16 protein-coding genes are annotated in these 16,626 nt (G+C 66.2%); 8 read left to right on the forward strand and 8 right to left on the reverse strand.

What is annotated here, in order from left to right; all coding sequences use genetic code 11:
* Positions 1 to 317 precede the first annotated feature (317 nt).
* The 3 genes from NDI85_RS07850 to NDI85_RS07860 all read left to right on the forward strand — a co-directional run bounded on the left by NDI85_RS07850 (position 318) and on the right by NDI85_RS07860 (position 3,688).
* Positions 318 to 1,352, forward strand: a complete 1,035-nt coding sequence (locus NDI85_RS07850) for an alcohol dehydrogenase catalytic domain-containing protein (RefSeq protein ID WP_189000925.1) — start codon at positions 318 to 320, stop codon at positions 1,350 to 1,352.
* 281 nt (positions 1,353 to 1,633) lie between these two features.
* Positions 1,634 to 2,425: an IclR family transcriptional regulator gene (locus NDI85_RS07855; RefSeq protein WP_310915439.1), complete on the forward strand. Its 792-nt coding sequence runs from the start codon at positions 1,634 to 1,636 to the stop codon at positions 2,423 to 2,425.
* A 672-nt stretch (positions 2,426 to 3,097) separates the two neighbouring features.
* Positions 3,098 to 3,688, forward strand: a complete 591-nt coding sequence (locus NDI85_RS07860) for a 50S ribosomal protein L15e (RefSeq protein ID WP_189000922.1) — start codon at positions 3,098 to 3,100, stop codon at positions 3,686 to 3,688.
* 88 nt (positions 3,689 to 3,776) lie between these two features.
* Here the strand turns inward: NDI85_RS07860 and NDI85_RS07865 are convergent, their stop codons facing one another.
* From NDI85_RS07865 to NDI85_RS07880, 4 genes are all read right to left on the reverse strand, one after another.
* A complete protein-coding gene (locus NDI85_RS07865) occupies positions 3,777 to 4,811 on the reverse strand; it encodes a Brp/Blh family beta-carotene 15,15'-dioxygenase (protein WP_310915440.1) in 1,035 nt (344 codons plus the stop codon).
* The gene (locus NDI85_RS07870) at positions 4,802 to 5,527 is read right to left on the reverse strand and encodes a lycopene cyclase domain-containing protein (protein WP_189000918.1); all 726 of its coding nucleotides are present in this window, start codon (positions 5,525 to 5,527) and stop codon (positions 4,802 to 4,804) included. The genes NDI85_RS07865 and NDI85_RS07870 overlap by 10 nt, the downstream gene beginning before the upstream one ends.
* 34 nt (positions 5,528 to 5,561) lie before the next feature.
* Positions 5,562 to 6,533 carry a phytoene/squalene synthase family protein gene (locus NDI85_RS07875; protein WP_189000915.1) on the reverse strand — a complete coding sequence of 324 codons (972 nt, stop codon included), beginning with the start codon at positions 6,531 to 6,533 and terminating at the stop codon, positions 5,562 to 5,564.
* A gap of 259 nt (positions 6,534 to 6,792) precedes the next feature.
* Positions 6,793 to 8,373, reverse strand: coding sequence for a bacterio-opsin activator domain-containing protein (locus tag NDI85_RS07880; protein ID WP_310915441.1), 1,581 nt, complete (start codon positions 8,371 to 8,373; stop codon positions 6,793 to 6,795).
* A gap of 158 nt (positions 8,374 to 8,531) precedes the next feature.
* On the opposite strand from NDI85_RS07880, the gene NDI85_RS07885 reads away from it, so the two are divergent.
* Both NDI85_RS07885 and NDI85_RS07890 read left to right on the forward strand, forming a co-directional pair.
* The gene (locus NDI85_RS07885; protein ID WP_189000908.1) at positions 8,532 to 8,816 is read left to right on the forward strand and encodes a hypothetical protein; all 285 of its coding nucleotides are present in this window, start codon (positions 8,532 to 8,534) and stop codon (positions 8,814 to 8,816) included.
* A 75-nt stretch (positions 8,817 to 8,891) separates the two neighbouring features.
* Positions 8,892 to 10,208 (forward strand): ribonuclease R family protein, encoded by a 1,317-nt coding sequence (locus NDI85_RS07890; RefSeq protein WP_166968335.1) that lies wholly within the window; start codon positions 8,892 to 8,894, stop codon positions 10,206 to 10,208.
* A gap of 1 nt (position 10,209) precedes the next feature.
* Here NDI85_RS07890 and NDI85_RS07895 read toward each other — a convergent pair whose 3' ends face one another.
* Entirely contained in the window at positions 10,210 to 10,563 is a 354-nt protein-coding gene (locus NDI85_RS07895) for a helix-turn-helix domain-containing protein (protein ID WP_166968334.1), read from the reverse strand.
* Positions 10,564 to 10,654: 91 nt separating this feature from the next.
* On the opposite strand from NDI85_RS07895, the gene NDI85_RS07900 reads away from it, so the two are divergent.
* Positions 10,655 to 11,395, forward strand: a complete 741-nt coding sequence (locus NDI85_RS07900) for an ABC transporter ATP-binding protein (protein ID WP_189000905.1) — start codon at positions 10,655 to 10,657, stop codon at positions 11,393 to 11,395.
* On the forward strand, positions 11,392 to 13,008 hold the full coding sequence (locus NDI85_RS07905) for a hypothetical protein (RefSeq protein WP_310915442.1): 1,617 nt from the start codon (positions 11,392 to 11,394) through the stop codon (positions 13,006 to 13,008). The genes NDI85_RS07900 and NDI85_RS07905 overlap by 4 nt, the downstream gene beginning before the upstream one ends.
* A 1-nt stretch (position 13,009) precedes the next feature.
* On the opposite strand, the gene NDI85_RS07910 is transcribed toward NDI85_RS07905, so the two are convergent.
* The gene (locus tag NDI85_RS07910; protein ID WP_310915443.1) at positions 13,010 to 13,609 is read right to left on the reverse strand and encodes a transcription antitermination protein; all 600 of its coding nucleotides are present in this window, start codon (positions 13,607 to 13,609) and stop codon (positions 13,010 to 13,012) included.
* Between the two features lie 71 nt (positions 13,610 to 13,680).
* Between NDI85_RS07910 and NDI85_RS07915 the strand changes: the two genes are divergently transcribed.
* The gene (locus NDI85_RS07915; protein WP_310915444.1) at positions 13,681 to 14,862 is read left to right on the forward strand and encodes an MBL fold metallo-hydrolase; all 1,182 of its coding nucleotides are present in this window, start codon (positions 13,681 to 13,683) and stop codon (positions 14,860 to 14,862) included.
* Here the strand turns inward: NDI85_RS07915 and NDI85_RS07920 are convergent.
* Complete coding sequence (locus NDI85_RS07920; RefSeq protein ID WP_189000894.1) at positions 14,859 to 15,152, reverse strand: DUF6432 family protein; 294 nt, start codon at positions 15,150 to 15,152, stop codon at positions 14,859 to 14,861. The two genes, NDI85_RS07915 and NDI85_RS07920, sit on opposite strands and share 4 nt — an antisense overlap.
* A gap of 390 nt (positions 15,153 to 15,542) precedes the next feature.
* Positions 15,543 to 16,613, reverse strand: coding sequence for a hypothetical protein (locus NDI85_RS07925; protein ID WP_310915445.1), 1,071 nt, complete (start codon positions 16,611 to 16,613; stop codon positions 15,543 to 15,545).
* Between the last annotated feature and the right edge of the window lie 13 nt (positions 16,614 to 16,626).

Consider the following 16,626-nt stretch of genomic DNA (forward strand, 5'->3'; position numbering starts at 1 on the left):
CCGGAAGGATAGCCACCGTCGGTCACGGGAATCGCCACACAGCGGGCGTTTCCCAGTGGCTCTCGGCCGAACCGTGGAAAGGTTTTAATAGGGCGTCCATCAACGTTCGTCCCGAGGCCGCGCGACGACGACAGTAGTCAGCCACACGTTCCGTGGCGCTCGCCCGGTCGGCCGGAGCACACGCTCACCGACGGGCGACTCGCAGACGACCGCCAACGACGGCCTGACCGGCCAGCACTCACCATGACCAGAGACAACCGCACGGCAGAGCAGCACCGAACCGCCACAGCCACCGACGTCACCGCGGAGGACCACTGATGCGAGCGACCACACTCACGGGCGTCGGCGAAATCGAGGTACAGGAGCGGGAACGTCCAGAGCCGAAAGACGACGAGGTACTCGTCGAAGTCGGCGCGTGCAGCGTCTGTATGACCGACTACCACATGTACCACGGGACGTTCACCGCGCCGACCCCGCTGGTGCTCGGCCACGAGAGTTCGGGGACCGTCGCCGAAGTCGGCGCCGACGTCGACACCGTCGCAGTCGGTGACCGCGTCGCGATCAACCCGACCGTCCCCTGTAACGCCTGTTCGTACTGCAAGCGCGGGGAGACGCACCTCTGTGAGAACAACACGAGTATCGGCGGTGCCGGCGAGACGATTCTCGACGGCGCCTTCGCCGAGTACGTCCGCGTGCCGGCCATCAACGTCGAGGACATCGGCGAAATGTCCTTCGAGCGGGCCGCGCTCGCCGAACCGCTTGCCTGCTGTATCCACGGCGTCGAGCAGGTCGACCTCACGCCGGGCGACAGCGTCGCCATCGTCGGGGCCGGCCCCATCGGTCTCTTGCTCTTGCAGTCGTTCCGGAACGCCGGCGCCAGCCCCATCGTCGTCTCCGAACTCGACGATGAGCGGCGTGAACTCGCGAGCGAACTCGGTGCCGACGTCGTCGTCGACCCCGACGAAGTAGACCCCGAAGTCGCCATCCCCGAAGCGGCCGGTGGGAAAGTCGACGTCGGCGCGGAGGCCATCGGCCTCGTCCCGACGATCAAGCAGGCCAACGCGGTGACCGCCAAAGGCGGCTCGACGCTCGTCTTCGGCGTCCCCGATCAGGAGGCGACGATGGAGGTCAGTCCCTTCGACATCTTCTTCGACGAGGTCGGCTACCGCGGGTCGTTCTCGCTGACCACCGAGGACTTCGAGCGAGCGGTGACGATGCTCCGGTACGGCCGCATCGACGCCGACGCACTCATCACGGAGCGAATCGGTCTCGACGACCTCCCGACGGCGTTCGAGCGCATGGAGAACGCCGAGGGACTGAAGAAAGTCGTCGTCCCCGACACCGACGGCTGAGTGAGACGGTTTTCGCGCTAGGAAGTCGTGGTGAGAACGCTCACGAGCGACAGGCTGACAGCCTGTGGTGTCGTCGACGAGATACCAGGGGCACGGCCACTACGGCCGGGATTTCTCGACCATCGACCGCTCTGGCAGTCCGTTCTTTTCTACAGAACGCACAGATTCCGCACAGCATCGCTCGTACTAATCGGTAGTGTCTGGTCTTTCGTGATGGATATATGTATGTCAACAGTTCACACTCGATCAACCGTTCTTCTGTAACGAACAGAGTTTTACGTGTGGCAGCAGTACACACGGACATCGTGACCGACACACCGAACTACACGATCGACGCGACGGAGACGTCGCTTGACTTACTCGAAACGCTCGTCGAATCGGCAGCCCCGATGGGGGTAACGGCGCTCGCCGACCGGCTAGACGTCTCGAAGAGCGTGGTCCACAACCACCTCTCGACGCTCCGTGCGCGCGGGTACGTCGTAAAACGCGACAGCCGGTACGAACCCTCACTGCGGCCGCTGGACATCGGCTCTCGCACCCGGGCGGCGTTGCCGGTGTATCAGGCCGCACGCCGCCACCTGGACAACCTCGCCGCGGCCGCCGACGAGACGACGGTCCTGTTCGTACTCGAAGCGCAGTCGGGGGTGCCGGTGTACATCGCGGAAGCCAGCGAAGGGTGGTCGCCCCAGTTCCACGAAGGCGAGCGACTCCCGCTTCACGTGAACGCGCCGGGGAAGGCGATTCTGGCCTCGCTCTCCGAGGACCGCGTCGACGACGTCTTGGACGAGACGGACCTCGTCGCGCCGACCAGTGCCACGATAACGGAACCGGGCGAACTCAAGACCGCGCTGCGGGGCGTGCGCGACGACGCCGTCGCATTCTGCAGAGGAGAACAGTACGAGGGCATCGTCGGCGTCGCCACACCGGTGACGAACGACGACGCCGACACCGTCGCCGCACTCGGCGTCTGTGGCCCGGTAGACCGTCTGAGTGGCCGGTATCTGGAGGAGGACATCACGGGACAGGTCCTCAGCACTGCGAAGTCGATACAGGTCGACCTCACGGGGCAGTAACAAATATCCGACATAGAATAACGCGTGTATATGTGTTATTGCACGGGCCGCGTGGCGGCGGCGTCGGGCCGTCGAGTCGCCCATCGTACCGCGACCTAGTTTCGGGATAACCGGCGTGCAGGTGGCAGTGACTCACACCCGATAGCGCGACAAATCGCATCGGTATCACAACTCCACAGCTATAGACAGTCATTATGGGATATTTGGAGGTATTCTCCACCTATTGATTCTCAATATCGCCATTATAATCTCGTTCTAGCGTTTTTTGGAGTAAGAGAAGGGAGTTGTTGCCAGATTGCGATGCATTTCGATAGGTTTGGAGAACTTTCCCACAGATATGGCATCTATCGGCCAACGTTACTCCCGAAGTTACTACTCCACCCCCACACTGTCGCAGTCAGTCGCGAGCGTCGGTATCAGAGTGATCGATAGCGACCGACGGCGACACAGTGCACGTCGCCACCTCGCGTACCGACAGCAGACCGTCGGTGTGACCGACCCACAGGCACGAGGACGGTCCGAATCGCTTAAGGGCGCTAACCGAAAACTCCGTGGTAACTCGCTGGACGACGGGCGCCAGCGGGCACCTGCGTGTGCAGGTCGGGATGTGAGTCGCCGACGCGACACTCCTCGCGAGGTGACTTGAACCACGAAACGCCCGTGGTGAACACAATGGCACGAAGTGCATACTCGTACATCCGAGACGCGTGGCAGAGCCCCAAGGAAGGCAAACTCGCAGAACTGCAGTGGCAGCGCCAGCAGGAGTGGCGCGACGAGGGCGCCGTCGAGCGCATCGAGCGCCCGACCCGCCTCGACAAAGCCCGCTCGCAGGGCTACAAGGCCAAGCAGGGCGTCGTCGTCGCTCGCGTGTCCGTCCGGAAAGGCAGCGCGCGCAAGCGACGTCACAAAGCCGGTCGGCGCTCGAAGCGACAGGGCGTCACCCGCATCACCCGCCGAAAGGACATCCAGCGCGTCTCCGAAGAGCGCGCCGCCCGGGTGTTCCCGAATCTGCGCGTCCTCAACAGTTACTCCGTCGGGCAGGACGGCCGACAGAAGTGGCACGAGGTCATCCTCGTCGACCCCGAGCACCCGGCCATCCAGAACGACGACGACCTCTCGTGGATCTGTGAGGACGACCAGACCGACCGCGTCTTCCGCGGGCTGACCGGTGCCGGCCGCCGCAACCGCGGTCTGAGCGGCAAGGGCACCGGCTCCGAGAAGACCCGCCCGTCGCTACGCAGCAACCGCGGCAAGGGCAAGTAACGCGGTATTTCTCTCCGTTTCTGCATCCTCACCAGCCACCGGTGTGACGCTACACCCAGACGCGTTGCTCCTGTGCGGCCTGTCCTGACTACGCCCAGACGCGTTGCGCCCGGTCCATCAGCGTCACCACCACGACGTGGGGGAGCGTGACGACGGCGATGAACACGAGGTAGAGCGCGACCCACTCGGGCACTGTCGCGGGTGGGTTCGGGACGAGGACGTACAGGCCCGCGAGCAAGCCCAGCGACGCGACGGTCAGCGGGAGGGCGTCGCGGGCGAACTGCGTGAACGCCGCCGTCGGGTCCCGCCCGCGGAGCGCCGCGACTGCGTCGTCGTCGACCAGTAGCAGGCGGGCGACGTGGCGCAGCGAGTGCCACAGGCAGAAGTAGACGCCGATGGCGAGTACCGGCGGGACGACAGCGAAGTACGCAGTGAGGCCCAGCGTCTCGGCGGCGTCGAGACGCCACGGGGCCGGATTCTCGGCGCGAGCGTAGCCGACGGCGAGCGTGCCGACCACGAGCGCCCCGTAGGCGACCGCCAGCGCCGCCCGGACGTCCGCGCGGAACGCCCACTCGATGGCGGCGACGGCGCCCGGCGCGAACAGGGCGACGAGGTCCACGGCGACCCGACGGTACCACCCCGGGAACGCGAGCAGGGGGACGAGCATCGGGAGGCCCCCGCGAACGATGACGGTGGCCGCCCGCTGGGGGACCGAACGGAGGTGGTCGGCGTCGGCGAGCGCCCGCAACGCGTAGAGGTCGCCCTGCCCCCAGTGGAACCACGTGACGGCGATGAAGAGAACGAAGGCCGCCGCCGGTGTGAGGAACCAGCCGACGGCGTAGGCCCCGCCGACGAGTCCGTAGAGCGCGAACACTCGGGCGATGGCCCGCCAGTCCGGGCGCTCGCCCCGGGAGCGAGCGACGGCGAGGTGGTCGACCGCGCCGTGGGGCAGGCCGAGGACGAGGACGCTGGCGACCAACGGGACGTACTGGAGTGTCGGGGGGACCGACAGGCCGGCGAGAAACGGGACGGCGAGGGCGGCGCTGGCGACCCACGAAGGCAGGAAGACGGTCCGGCGAATCGTCTCGCGGGCCGGGGCCGCGAGGCGGTCGGTCACCCCCATCTGTCACAGAGCCACGCGAAGAGGACCAGTCCCTGTACGACGAACAGCGACGTCAGCAGGAAGAAGACGGCCTCCTCGACGGGGAGGCCGAGGAGGGGTATCGCCAGTCCGGTCGTGTACTGGTCCGACAGCGTCCACACGCCCAGTGCCAGCGCGATGCGGTCGGCGACCCAGAGGTACAGCGTCGGGACCAGCGTCCCGAGGGCGACGGTGCGCCACTCCGCGACGAGGAACGGCCACCCGAAGGCCCACTGGATAGCGAGGATGGGGACGCTCCAGACCAGCAACGATCCGAGATAGAGGCCGTCGGGACTGTCGAGTAACGCGACGCCGACGGCCGCGACCAGGCCGGCAGCCAGTAGTCCGAGCGCCCGCGTCGGCACCGGTATGGCGAGCGGTCGCGTCGTATCGACGCCGTAGCGAGCGACCCACAGGCCGACGCCGACTGGCTGGAAGACGAAGAAGAGATACTCGCCCAGCGGCGCGGCCCACAGCCGGGTCAGAACGGTTCCCGCTCCGTACCACCAGACGCCGCGGGCGACGAGGTAGTTGTCCCACGGCGTCGTGTAGACGAGCGCCAGCGCCGCCAACAGGGCCGTCCCCGAGAGGACGACCCGACGGCTGGCCAGTCGATAGCGCGCGGTGAGTGCCAGTCCTGCCAGCACGGGCAGGACGAGCACCGCGTGGAACTGCAGGTAGGTGAGACTCGGGGTCATCTGTGTGACGAGGGAGCGAGCGGGAACGGCCGGCTCATCCACGCCAGGTCGGTCGGCCGTGACTGTGGACGTCGGTCGGAACGGTGTCGGGTCCGCGCTCGGAGACGGCACTGACGGCGTAGAAGGTGGCTTCGGGGTCGCCGTTGCGCCGCCAGTGCCACCACGTCCGGGCGAGCAGCCAGAGTCGGCGGCGGCGGGTGAGTTCCGGCGTCTCCGTCAGCACGTCGTAGCCGCGGTTCCGGATGAGCCGGTGGTGTTCGGCATACAGCACCGCCGACAGCAGGACGCCGAACTGACAGTCCTCGGGGAGATAGCTGATTCCTTTGACCCCCTCGCGGTACAGTTCGTCGGTGCGGGCCAGTTCCTCCTGCATCACGGCGCGGAAGGCGTCGTCGACCTCCGCGTTCGCGAGTTGCTCCTCGGTGACGCCGTGCCGTTCGAGCGTCTCTTGCGGGAGGTACACGCGCCCGTAGTCGTGGATGTCCTCGCGGACGTCCCGGAGGAAGTTCGACAACTGGAACGCCTCCGCGAGCGCTTCGGCGTGGGGGAGTGCCACCTCTTTCTGTGGCGGGTCCATCACCATCGTCATCATGTTCCCGACGGCGACGGCCGACCCGCGCATGTACCCTCGCAGGTCCTCGAACGTCTCGTAGCGGGCCTGTGCGATGTCCATCTCCATGGCGTCGATGAAGACGTTTATCTCCTCGTCGGGGATGTCGTGTTCCTCGCGGAGGTCCTGAAACGCCGCCAGCACGGCCCCGTCGTCGGTGTCCTCGGGGTCGCGGTTGCCCAGTGCCGCCTCTCGTATCGTCTCCAACCGTTCGTGTTGGACGTTCGGTGGCGGGCCCTCCGGCTGGTCGACCACCTCGTCGGCGACGCGGAAGAAGGCGTACATCACGTAGGTCGGGTAGCGAATCCGCTCCGGGAGAACCCGGGTCGCGAGGTGGAACGTCCGGCCGGTCTGCTGTTGGATCGATTTGCTCGTTCGGATGTTGTCAGATTGCATTGAGTGCTGGCGACAGGTCGGTCATCGAATGATACGTCGGTGCCGCGACAGGCACCGACACCGGGTCCGCTGTCGAGCCGTTTCACCCGTCTGAGGCGTCGGCTCGGCCGCGACCGTTCGCGTAGGTTGCGTGATACGACCCGGGTCGGAGTGACACATCGTCTACAAACAAATAGGCGGAGAACAACTTTAAACTGTGTACCCAACTGCTTTGGACCACCCGGGACGCCGGTCGCTTCCCTCGGTTTGTCCGGCAGTCTCACCACGTCTCGAATATCTCTTCCAGTAGCTTCCGTTCGCCCGCACGGAGGTGCTGATGGAACGTCGACGGGCAGATGTCCATCGAATCGGCCAGTTCCTCGCCGGAGACGTCCCGCGGCCAGTCGAAGAAGCCGCCGAGATACCCCTTCCTGAGGGCCGTCAACTGTCGGTTCGTCAGACGATCCTCCAGCGTGGCGAGGAACGCCTGCCGGGAGACCGGTGGCTCGTCGCGTTCGCGGACGGCCACGAGGTCCGTGCCGGGGTAGCGGTCGCGGACGTGTTCGACGACGCTTCGCGTCTCGGTGGTCGCCGGGAGCGTCACCGAAAACACGGCGTGGTCAGGCGTCACAGTGATGTCGCGGGTCTCCGCGCCGCGGTCGGCAAGCAGCGAGACGACCGGCGGGTCGCCGACCGAAAACTCGAACAGCGACGCCGACTCCGACGTCGAGACGTGCGTCACGGCGGTGACCTGTGGGTGGTCGGCGGCGGCCGCACACACCGCCGAGGGGTCCTCGGTCTCCACGAGGAAGAACATCACCGTCTCCTCGTCGTCGGCGACGCTCCCGCCGTACTCCATCCGACAGCCCAGTTCCCGGGCCAGCGCGACGAAGAAGATGTCGTCGTCGCGTATCTGCAGTTCCAGTTCCGTGACGTTGTCCGTCGTCAGTAGCTTGCTGGTCTCGGTGGCGTCGATGGCCGTCGAGATGGCCTGTCCGACCGCTCCGAGTACCGCCCGCTCGCGCGGGTCGAATACGCTGGCCTCGTCGGCGTACACCGTGAGCACGCCGTACATCGACTCACCGGCGACGAGCGGCACGGCCGCGACGGACGCGACGGTGCCGCCGGCCAGTTCGCGGTGGTGCTCGCCGATATCGTCGGTCGCGACCTGAATCTCCTCGGTTCGGGCCGCGAGAGCGACGGGGTCGTCATCGGACAGCGAGACGGCGAGGTCGGCGTCCCGGTCCGTCGACAGCGCCGCCGGCCGGAGCGCCTCGTCGCGCAAATCGAACGCCGCTATCCACGCGAACTGGTAGGAGTCGACGGCCGCTAGCCGGTCGACCACGACCTGCTGGATGTCAGACCGCGACCCGGCGGTCATCACGTCGTTCATCACCCCCGTGACGAGGCCGTCCAGTCTGTCGACGAGGTGTTCGAGGTTCGAGCGTTCGGCGCGCAACTGCTCGCTTCGGCGTTCGGCCGCCAGTTCCGCGAGTTTCCGCTGGGTGATGTCGATGTGGGCCACGACGGCACTGCCGGCCTCGTCCTCGGGGAGCGGCGCGACCCGCATCAGGAACCACTGCTTCTCGTCCGGCGAGTGGCAGGGGTACTCCAGCGTGAACAGGTCCCGGTCGCCCGAGATAACGGACTCGATGCCGGCGACGGCTTCCGCGGCGTACTCGTCGGCGTCGACGTCGGTCGTCCCGAAGTAGTTCACCCCTTGCATCTCGCCGTCGTCGGCGCTGGCGAACTCCTGCCAGGCGCGGTTGGTAAAGAGGATGGTCCCCTCGTCGTCGAGGACGGCGATGTTGATGGGGAGCGTATCGAGCGTCGAGTGCGCGAGTGTCTGTGGTGGCTTCATTCGCAAGTGCCTCGGCTACGACGTGCCGTTACCACTCGTAGAGGTGGCTCGTGGATAAACGTGTGGCCGGAATCCCTAACTGAATGGGTATCGGTGTGCCCACACTGGGGCTTGCCCGTGCGGAAAACACTATAGTATGCCAGCCGCTACCGGTGAGTATGTTCGGGTCCCGGAGCGACCGGGAGACGGTGACCTGTATCGCCTGCGGTGACCGCCTCGCCCGGTCTGATGCCCGCGAGTACGACAAGCACGGGGACCGATGGGAGCGCCGGGACAAGGCGTTCGAGTACCTCTGTAAGGGGTGTTTCGCGGATACGTCCCACCAGCCACGGGGCGATCTCGAAGCGACGCTCGACGACGCCGGGGCCGGCGAGACCGACCGAGAGACGTTCCTCCGTCGGTACCGAGAACTCGCCGAGGAGAACAGCGTCGAACGCGAGTGAGCGACGAGACGGTCGGTTGCGAGTGCTGATTCTGACCCCGACAGTCCTAACTACACCGTGGGCGTAGCCGGGGGCATGACCACCGAAGACGCCCAGTCGGCGGCCGGCACCGCCGAGGGGCAGGGCCCCGTCGAAATCGACGAGGAGATGGCCCGCCACATGGAGAACAAGCGCGAGGAGTTGTTCGAGAAGTTCGGTATCCGCGACGAGTTCCCGCCGGAAGTGCTCGAAGAGGCGAAAGAGCGCACGCAGGACGTCCAGCAGGAGATCGCCGACGAGGTCGACGAGCGCCGTGACCTCCGCGAGATGACGACGTGGACGACCGACCCCATCGACGCCCAGGACTTCGACGACGCCATCTCGGTCGAAGAGCGAGACGACGAGTACGTGCTGTGGGTCCACATCGCCGACGTGACCCACTACGTCAACCCCGACACCGCGATGTGGGCCGAAGCCGTCGAACGAGGCAACACCGTCTACCTCCCGGGTTACACCATCCACATGCTCCCGCCCGTCCTCGCCGAGACGGTGTGTTCGCTCGTCCCCAACGAGGACCGACTGGCCCACACCGTCGAGATGCATCTGGACAAGGAGAACCTCTCCTACGAGACCATCGAGATATACAAGTCCGTCATCGAGAGCGACGCCCGCCTCACCTACACGGAGGCCGAGAACCTGCTCGACGACCCCGAGACGGCCGACGACCTGCTCGAAGACACGAGCGTCGACCTCGCAGAGAAGACCGAACTCATCTGGGAACTGGCCGACCGGATGCACGAACAGCGCAAGGAGGACGGCTCGCTCGTCCTCAACCCCGCGAGAGACCGCGCCCACACCATCATCGAGGAGTGCATGCTGAAGGCCAACAAGGCCGTCACGCACGAACTGATGTGGGACCGCGGCGTCGAGGCGATGTACCGCGTCCACCCGCAACCGAGCCCCGAGGAGTGGGACGAAGCGCTCGTCGAGATCCAAGATCTCGACGGCGTCTCCATCCCCGGGTCGACGTGGGACGACCCCCGGAAGGCCGTCAACGCTACCCTCGAACAGGCCCCCGGCCGCCAACTCGATAAGATTCAGTGGGCCGTGATGAAGGTGATGCCGCGCGCGAAGTACATGAACGACCCCTTCGGCGGTCACCACGCCCTGAACTTCGAGATTTACGGCCACTTCACCTCGCCGATCCGCCGCCTCTCGGACCTCATCAACCACTGGATCGTCTACACCAACGACGTACCCGAAGACCTCGTAGCGCTGTGTGACCGCGCCAGCGACCGGCAGAAAGACGCCGAGCAGTGCGAACGCGAGTACAAGAAGTTCCTCGAAGAGATCGGTCTGGACGCGGCGGCCGTGAACAACCGCGGTCTGGAAGTCATCGAGTCCGAGGACTGAGCTACGTCGGGGGCTGTCCCTCGGTGAGGTGATCGCGACTCCAGGACTGGAGCGCGTCGATAATCGGGCCGAGGTCCGCTCCGGCCGTCGTCAGCGAGTACTCGACGCGGACCGGTTTGTCGTCGATGACGTCACGGGCGACCAGTCCCGACTCCTGCAGGTCGTCGAGCGCTTCCGAGAGCACCTTATCGGAGATGCCGTCGACGCGGGCCTTCATGTCGTTGAACCCGAGCGGGCCGTCTACGATGAGCGTGTGCAACAATACCGGATGCCACTTCCTGCCGAGAATCGCCGTGGCGCGGCGGAGTTGCCGACTGTCACTGGTCTGCCCGCAGGACGCATCCCCATCGGTCATACTGCCTCCGCGTTCAGACGGGTGGATAATATAGATACTGGCAACCGTCCGGTGGACAAAACCTATTGAACCCCAGGGTGGCAGTGAAACTATGTGCCCTCCAGCACCGGCGATAGTCGCCGACGGACTGACGAAACGCTACGGCGACGCCGTCGCGATAGCCGACCTCGACCTCACTGTCGACCCCGGGAACGTCTTCGGGTTCCTCGGGCCAAACGGCGCCGGGAAGACCTCGACTATCCGCATCCTGACGACGCTGACCGAACCGACGGCCGGAACCGCCCGCGTGGCCGGCCACCCGGTGAGCGACCGGGCGAGCGTCGTCGAACACATCGGCGTCCTCCCGGAGACGCCAGCGCTGTACGACGAACTCACCGGCCGCGAGCAACTGGAGTACGTCGCCGGCCTGCGCGGTCACGACGACTGGGACCGGGTCGAATCGCTCCTCGAACGGTTCGACCTCGCAGACGACGCGAACCGCCGGGTCGCTACGTACTCGAAGGGGATGAAGCAGAAGCTCGGTCTCGTACAGGCGTTGTTACACGAGCCAAGCGTCCTCTTTCTGGACGAACCGACCAGCGGACTGGACCCGCGCGCGGCCCGGACGGTGTGTGACACCATCAGCGAGGTGGCGGCCGCCGAGACGACCGTCTTCCTCTCGACGCACATCCTGCCGGTCGTCGAGGAACTCGCCGACACCGTCGGCGTCCTGTACGACGGCGACCTCGTGGCCGAGGGTGCGCCGAGCGAGTTGACCGACGACGTCGAGGCCGGGAGTACGCTCGAAGACGTGTTCCTCGACGTGACGAGCGAGCAAGCGACACAGCGATGATCGGCCCGAACTGGCGGCGGGCCCACCTCGTGACCCGCATCGAACTCCGGCGGACGTTGCGAAGTCTTCTCGACAGCGCTCGCGGCATCCTCGTCCTCGCCGGCGTCGGCCTCTTCGTCCCGGCGTACAGCCTCGGCATCGGTGCGATTGCGTTCTTCGGCGGCGGGGCGTTGACGGAGTTACCCACAGCGGACGTGCGAACGGCCGTCGTGGCCGTCCTTCTGGGGCTGCTTACGCTCGTGACGTTCGTCGAGGTACAGCGGTCGGCCAAACAGATCGGCGAACCGGACGGCCTCGACGGGTTGCTGACGACACTCCCGTACACCGACGTCCTCGCCGGCGTCGTCGGTGCCGAACTCGCCCGGGCCCTCGCCGTCCTCGGGGCACCAGTGCTCGCACTCGCCGTCGGTCTGTCGGCCGGAACCGGGTTCGTCCTCGTCGGCCCGGTAGTGCTGGTGACGACGCTCCTCGTCGTCACGCTCGGATTGCTACTGGGCTACGCGGGTGGGCTGACGGTGAAACTCGTCGCCGCCCGGTCCGCGTTCGTCGCCCGTCACCGTGCCAGCATCGGGTCCGCCGCGTCGCTCCTCCTGACGGTCGGGTGGCTCGCGGTGTGGTCTGCTCAGTCCGGTCAACTGGCGATACTCCGTGCGCTCACGGACTCGCCGCTCCTGTGGCTCGCCGACGTGGTCCTCGTTGCGGTTCCCGGGACGACGGCGGACCCGCTGGCGGTCGTCGTCGGCGGTGTGGCACTGGTCGGCAGCCTCCCCGTCACCGCCGTCGGCTGTCGGTGGCTGGCCGAACGCGTCTGGTACGTCGACCCGGTCCAACCGGACCACGAGTTCGACCCGGACGAGCGGACGCTCTCGGACCGCCTGCTTGCCGGGCGCGTCCCGAGCGCCACACGGGTCGTCGCCCAGAAGTCGTGGCTCCGGGCGAGACGCGCGCCGTTCACTGTCCAGTTCGCCGTCGTCCCGGTGTTCTTGCTCCTCGTCTCGCAAGGGCAGTTCCTCCTGCGAGGAAGTGGTGCGCCGACGACGCTACCACTGACCGTCGGCGTAGCCACCGCAGCGGCGTTTGGCGCGGCGTTCACGCTCAACCCCCTCGGCGGCGAGGAGGGCGTCCTGCCGCTGACGCTGACGACTGCCGTCTCCGGTCGAGCGTTCGTCGCCGGCCTCGTGCTGGCCGGCGTCCTCCCCGGTCTCGTCGTCGCGCCCCTCGTCGTCGTCGGTCTCGGTGCCGCGGTCGAGACGCCATCGCTCCCGCTGCTTGCGGCACTCGCGACCGCTCTCGTCGCGACGGTGGCCGCACCCGCTATCGCCGCTGGTTGTGGCGTCGTCTTCCCGAAGTTCGAGCCGTCGTCCGTCCACGGCCGAGACGTGACCGTCCCGAGTAGCTTCGCCTTCGGGGGCTACTTCCTCGTCTTCGGAGCGGTCGTAGCGCCGGCGAGCGCCGCCGTCCTGCTCTCCATCGGCCTGCCGTTTCCCGTCCCCGTCGAGACGCCGGCGCTCCTCGCTGGGGGGCTGGCCGCGACGGCCGTCCTCGGCGGCCTCGCCACCGTAGCGGGGTTCCTGTACGCGGCCAACCGCGTCGCCACCTACCGGCTCCCCTGAATCAACAGATAGGCTTTGGGTCCAGTCCCATCCCCTCCAACGTCTCGGCGTAGTCCGCGTACGCGGCCTCGATAGCTCCAACCGCGGCGTCACGGGCCACGTCGCGCCCCTCGTCGTGGAGCGTCGATAGTGCGTCACGCGCGGGGTCGAGGTCGCTCGCGTCGGCCCGCAGGTCGCGGAACGTGTCGGCCCCGGCCTCGTCGGCCTCGTTGACGAAGAAGTTCACCACCTGCAGGTAGAACCGGTCGGCTATCAGCGGGACGGCGACGAGCCCCGCTCCGACGCGAGCGTCCGTCGACGCCACCGTCTGGAGATGGTCGGCGAGTGCGTCGGGGTCGCCGGGGTCGGCGTCGATACGGTCGGCGCGGTCACGGGCGGCCCCGGCGGCAGTCGCGAACGCCTCACTGGCGGCCCCGGCATCGTCGGCCCAGCCTGAGAGTCCGTTCGCGACGCCGACTTCGCGAGTTACCGCTGCCTCGCGGACGGCCGCCGGCGTCAGGTCGGCACCGGTGGCCGCGATGAGCAGTTTGTCCGAGCCGAGTCGGTCCAGTTCAGTTCCCGCCTCCTCGCGGACGGCATCGAGTGTCTCGGCGGCGTCCATACCACCGTGGAGGGACGCTCGACGCTTAGAACCCCCGCCCGATTTATCGGCTGTCGGAACCTAGCTGATGCATGGCCGAAGAGTACCCCGACCCGCCGGCCGCGCATCCCTCGCTGTCGGCGGCCGACCTGAAACGACGCCTCGACGCCGGCGAGTCGGTCCGCCTGCTCGACGTCCGCGACCGGAACGAGTTCGAGCAGTGGCACATCGACGGCCCGTCGGTCACGGCGACACAACTCCCGTTCGCGAAGTTCCTGCAGGCGAAGGTGACCGACGGCGTCGACGACCTCGTGGCCGACGTAGACGGCGACGGCCCGATTACCGTCGTCTGTGGCCGCGGCGAATCCAGCGGTTTCGTCGCCGGCCTCCTGATCGACCACGGCGTCGACGCGCGCAACCTCGCCGACGGGATGCGCGGGTGGGCACGCCTCTACGAGAGCCACGAGGTCTCGTGCGACGCCGCGACGGTCGTGCAGTACCAGCGTCCGTCGTCCGGCTGTCTCTCCTACCTCGTGGTCAGTGACGGCGAGGCGGCCGTCGTAGACCCGCTTCGGGCGTTCGCCGACCGCTACGCCGACGACGCGGCCGACCACAATTCGACACTCCGGTACGCCCTCGATACGCACGTCCACGCCGACCACGTCAGCGGCCTGCGACGACTCGTCGACGACCACGGCGTCGAACCGGTGCTGCCCGCCCGCGCGGCCGACCGCGGCGTCACCTTCGACGTGACCGAACTCGGCGACGACGAGACGCTCGCTGTGGGGTCGACGACGCTCGACCCGATTCCGCTCCCCGGCCACACCACCGGCATGACCGGGTTCCGTGTCGGCGGCGTCCTCCTCGCCGGTGACAGCCTCTTCCTCGAGAGCGTCGCTCGGCCTGATCTAGAGGAGGGCGACGCCGGCGCCCCGGACCTCGCCCGCTCACTCCACGAGACGCTGACCGAGCGCCTCGCACCGCTTCCTGACGAGACCCTCGTCGCGCCGGGCCACTACTCCGAATCGGTAGACCGTGCCGACGACGGCACCTACACCGCGCCGCTCGGGACGCTCCGCGAGCGACTCTCCGCGTTCGATATGGACCGGGAGACGTTCGTCGAGCGCATCTGTGCGGACGTTCCCCCACGACCCGCCAACGTCGAACGCATCATCGCCGTCAACCTCGGCACCGACGACGCCGACGACGACACCGCCTTCGAACTCGAACTCGGCCCGAACAACTGCGCCGCGGCGCCGATGGACGCCGCCTAGAACGGGAGCCGGCGCCGAAGTTGTTCGAACAGCGACGGCTCGTCGTCTGTCGCGTCCGGGCCGACGACGTCCTCGTCAGGGAGGATGACGGTCCGCTCGCCGTCGTCGTCGACCTCGATGAGGTCGTCCTCTTTCAGCGCCGCCAGTGCGCCCTCTATCTGGTCGATGTTCACGTCCGCCTGGGAGCGAATCTCGAACACAGTCATCCCCTCGTTGTGGCGGTCCGCGAGCGCGTCGAGTACCGCAACCTCCGTCTCGTCCCGGTCGCGATACTCCGGCTTCGCTCTCATACTGGCCTCTATACCCGCCCGGCTCTTGGCTTTGTCCCTCGTTCTGATGCTGTGGCTCCGAAGTGCGTTCGATCGATACTCGACCCCGCTATCGGAAACACGGGAATCATAGCTGCTACGGATGGCAGGTTCGTGGAAACCGTCGTACCAATCGCGGCCGTCGTCGCCGACGCTCGGACACGGCGGTCAACCTTTATCAGCCATTCGTGAGTTTTACGGTATCCTTCTAGACATATAAAGGACAATCGAAGTCGCACGCCTCGGCCGCTATCGAACGCAGAGAGTGGCAGAACTCACACGTCTACGCGATACTCGGAGACTGTCCCAGTTCAAAAAGCCACGCGACGAAAAAGAAAGACCGAGAGAATAGTATTGTCGAATGATATTTTCCTATACGAAAATATACTCCCCGCTCTTGTCACGGGTGGCTACCTCGCCTGTGGACGTAGAGTTGTCAGCCCCCTCGACGTAGGAATCGTGTGCCGGGCCGTAGGTCCTCTGTGCCCAGAGAGAGCCGTAGTAGTATTGGTCCAACTCCTGAGTGCGACGGTAGTCCTCTGCTTGTTCCGCCGTCAGGTATGAGATGCGGTATAGCTCTCCGTCGGGCGTCACCGTTCGGTAGTATATCCGCTCCGGTGCCCAGCTAGCATTAACCTCTCCCTCCCCGCGTTGATAATACCCATCCACGGCGCTGTAGGCAAAGAGCATACTCGCGTCTAAATCGGTCATTCTGTCCATAGTTCGGTTCTGCGGGTCCATGGTGTACGTGAGGACAACATAGTTTTCGTCGGTATTCACCGAGACGCCAGTGATATTCGTCCACGTATTCTTGTCAAATGGGCGGGAGACGTCATCGGCAAACTCACCGAGTTGTTCGGTTCGGTTCCACGACGACATATTCCCAGCGAACAGTACATCTCGCTGTTCGGGTGGGATGAACTGCTCGACGGTGAGGTAGTACGTGAACGCGGTGTTTGGCTCGCTTGACGTGGCGATGATGGTGTACTGCCCCGTCTCGGGGAGCGTCACCATCGTCAGGTCGGCGGCATCGCCCATCCCGTCATCATCGTCGAGGTCGATGACCGTCCCGTTCGGGCCGCGTAGCTTCACCAGCGGGTCGCCAGTAGGCGACCGCATCGAGATGTTGACTACCGTGCCGGCTTCCGCGGCAAACTGAACCGGCTCGTAGTATTTGCCGTCGCGCTTGGGGTCGCCCCCATCGAGGTCGCTATTGATAATGTGGCCTGCGTCCTGTTCGAGCGAGATGCTACGCAGGTCCGTCCCGTTCTGGGGGACAGTCGGCGTCGGGGTCGCCGTCGACTCCGGCGTGCTGGTTGTCCCATCGGGGCCAGTGTCGGTTTCGCCGACGCCGAGGCCGTTACAGCCCGCCGTAATCAGGAGAGCCGCAACTAAAACCGTAAGCAGAGCATTTCGAGACGTAGAGAGTGTGATTCGTAGCATTTCTGTAGTCCTC

Origin of the sequence: Haloarcula sp. S1AR25-4 (assembly GCF_031624555.1) — an archaeon.
In the GTDB taxonomy this organism is placed as follows: Archaea; Halobacteriota; Halobacteria; order Halobacteriales; family Haloarculaceae; genus Haloarcula; species Haloarcula pellucida.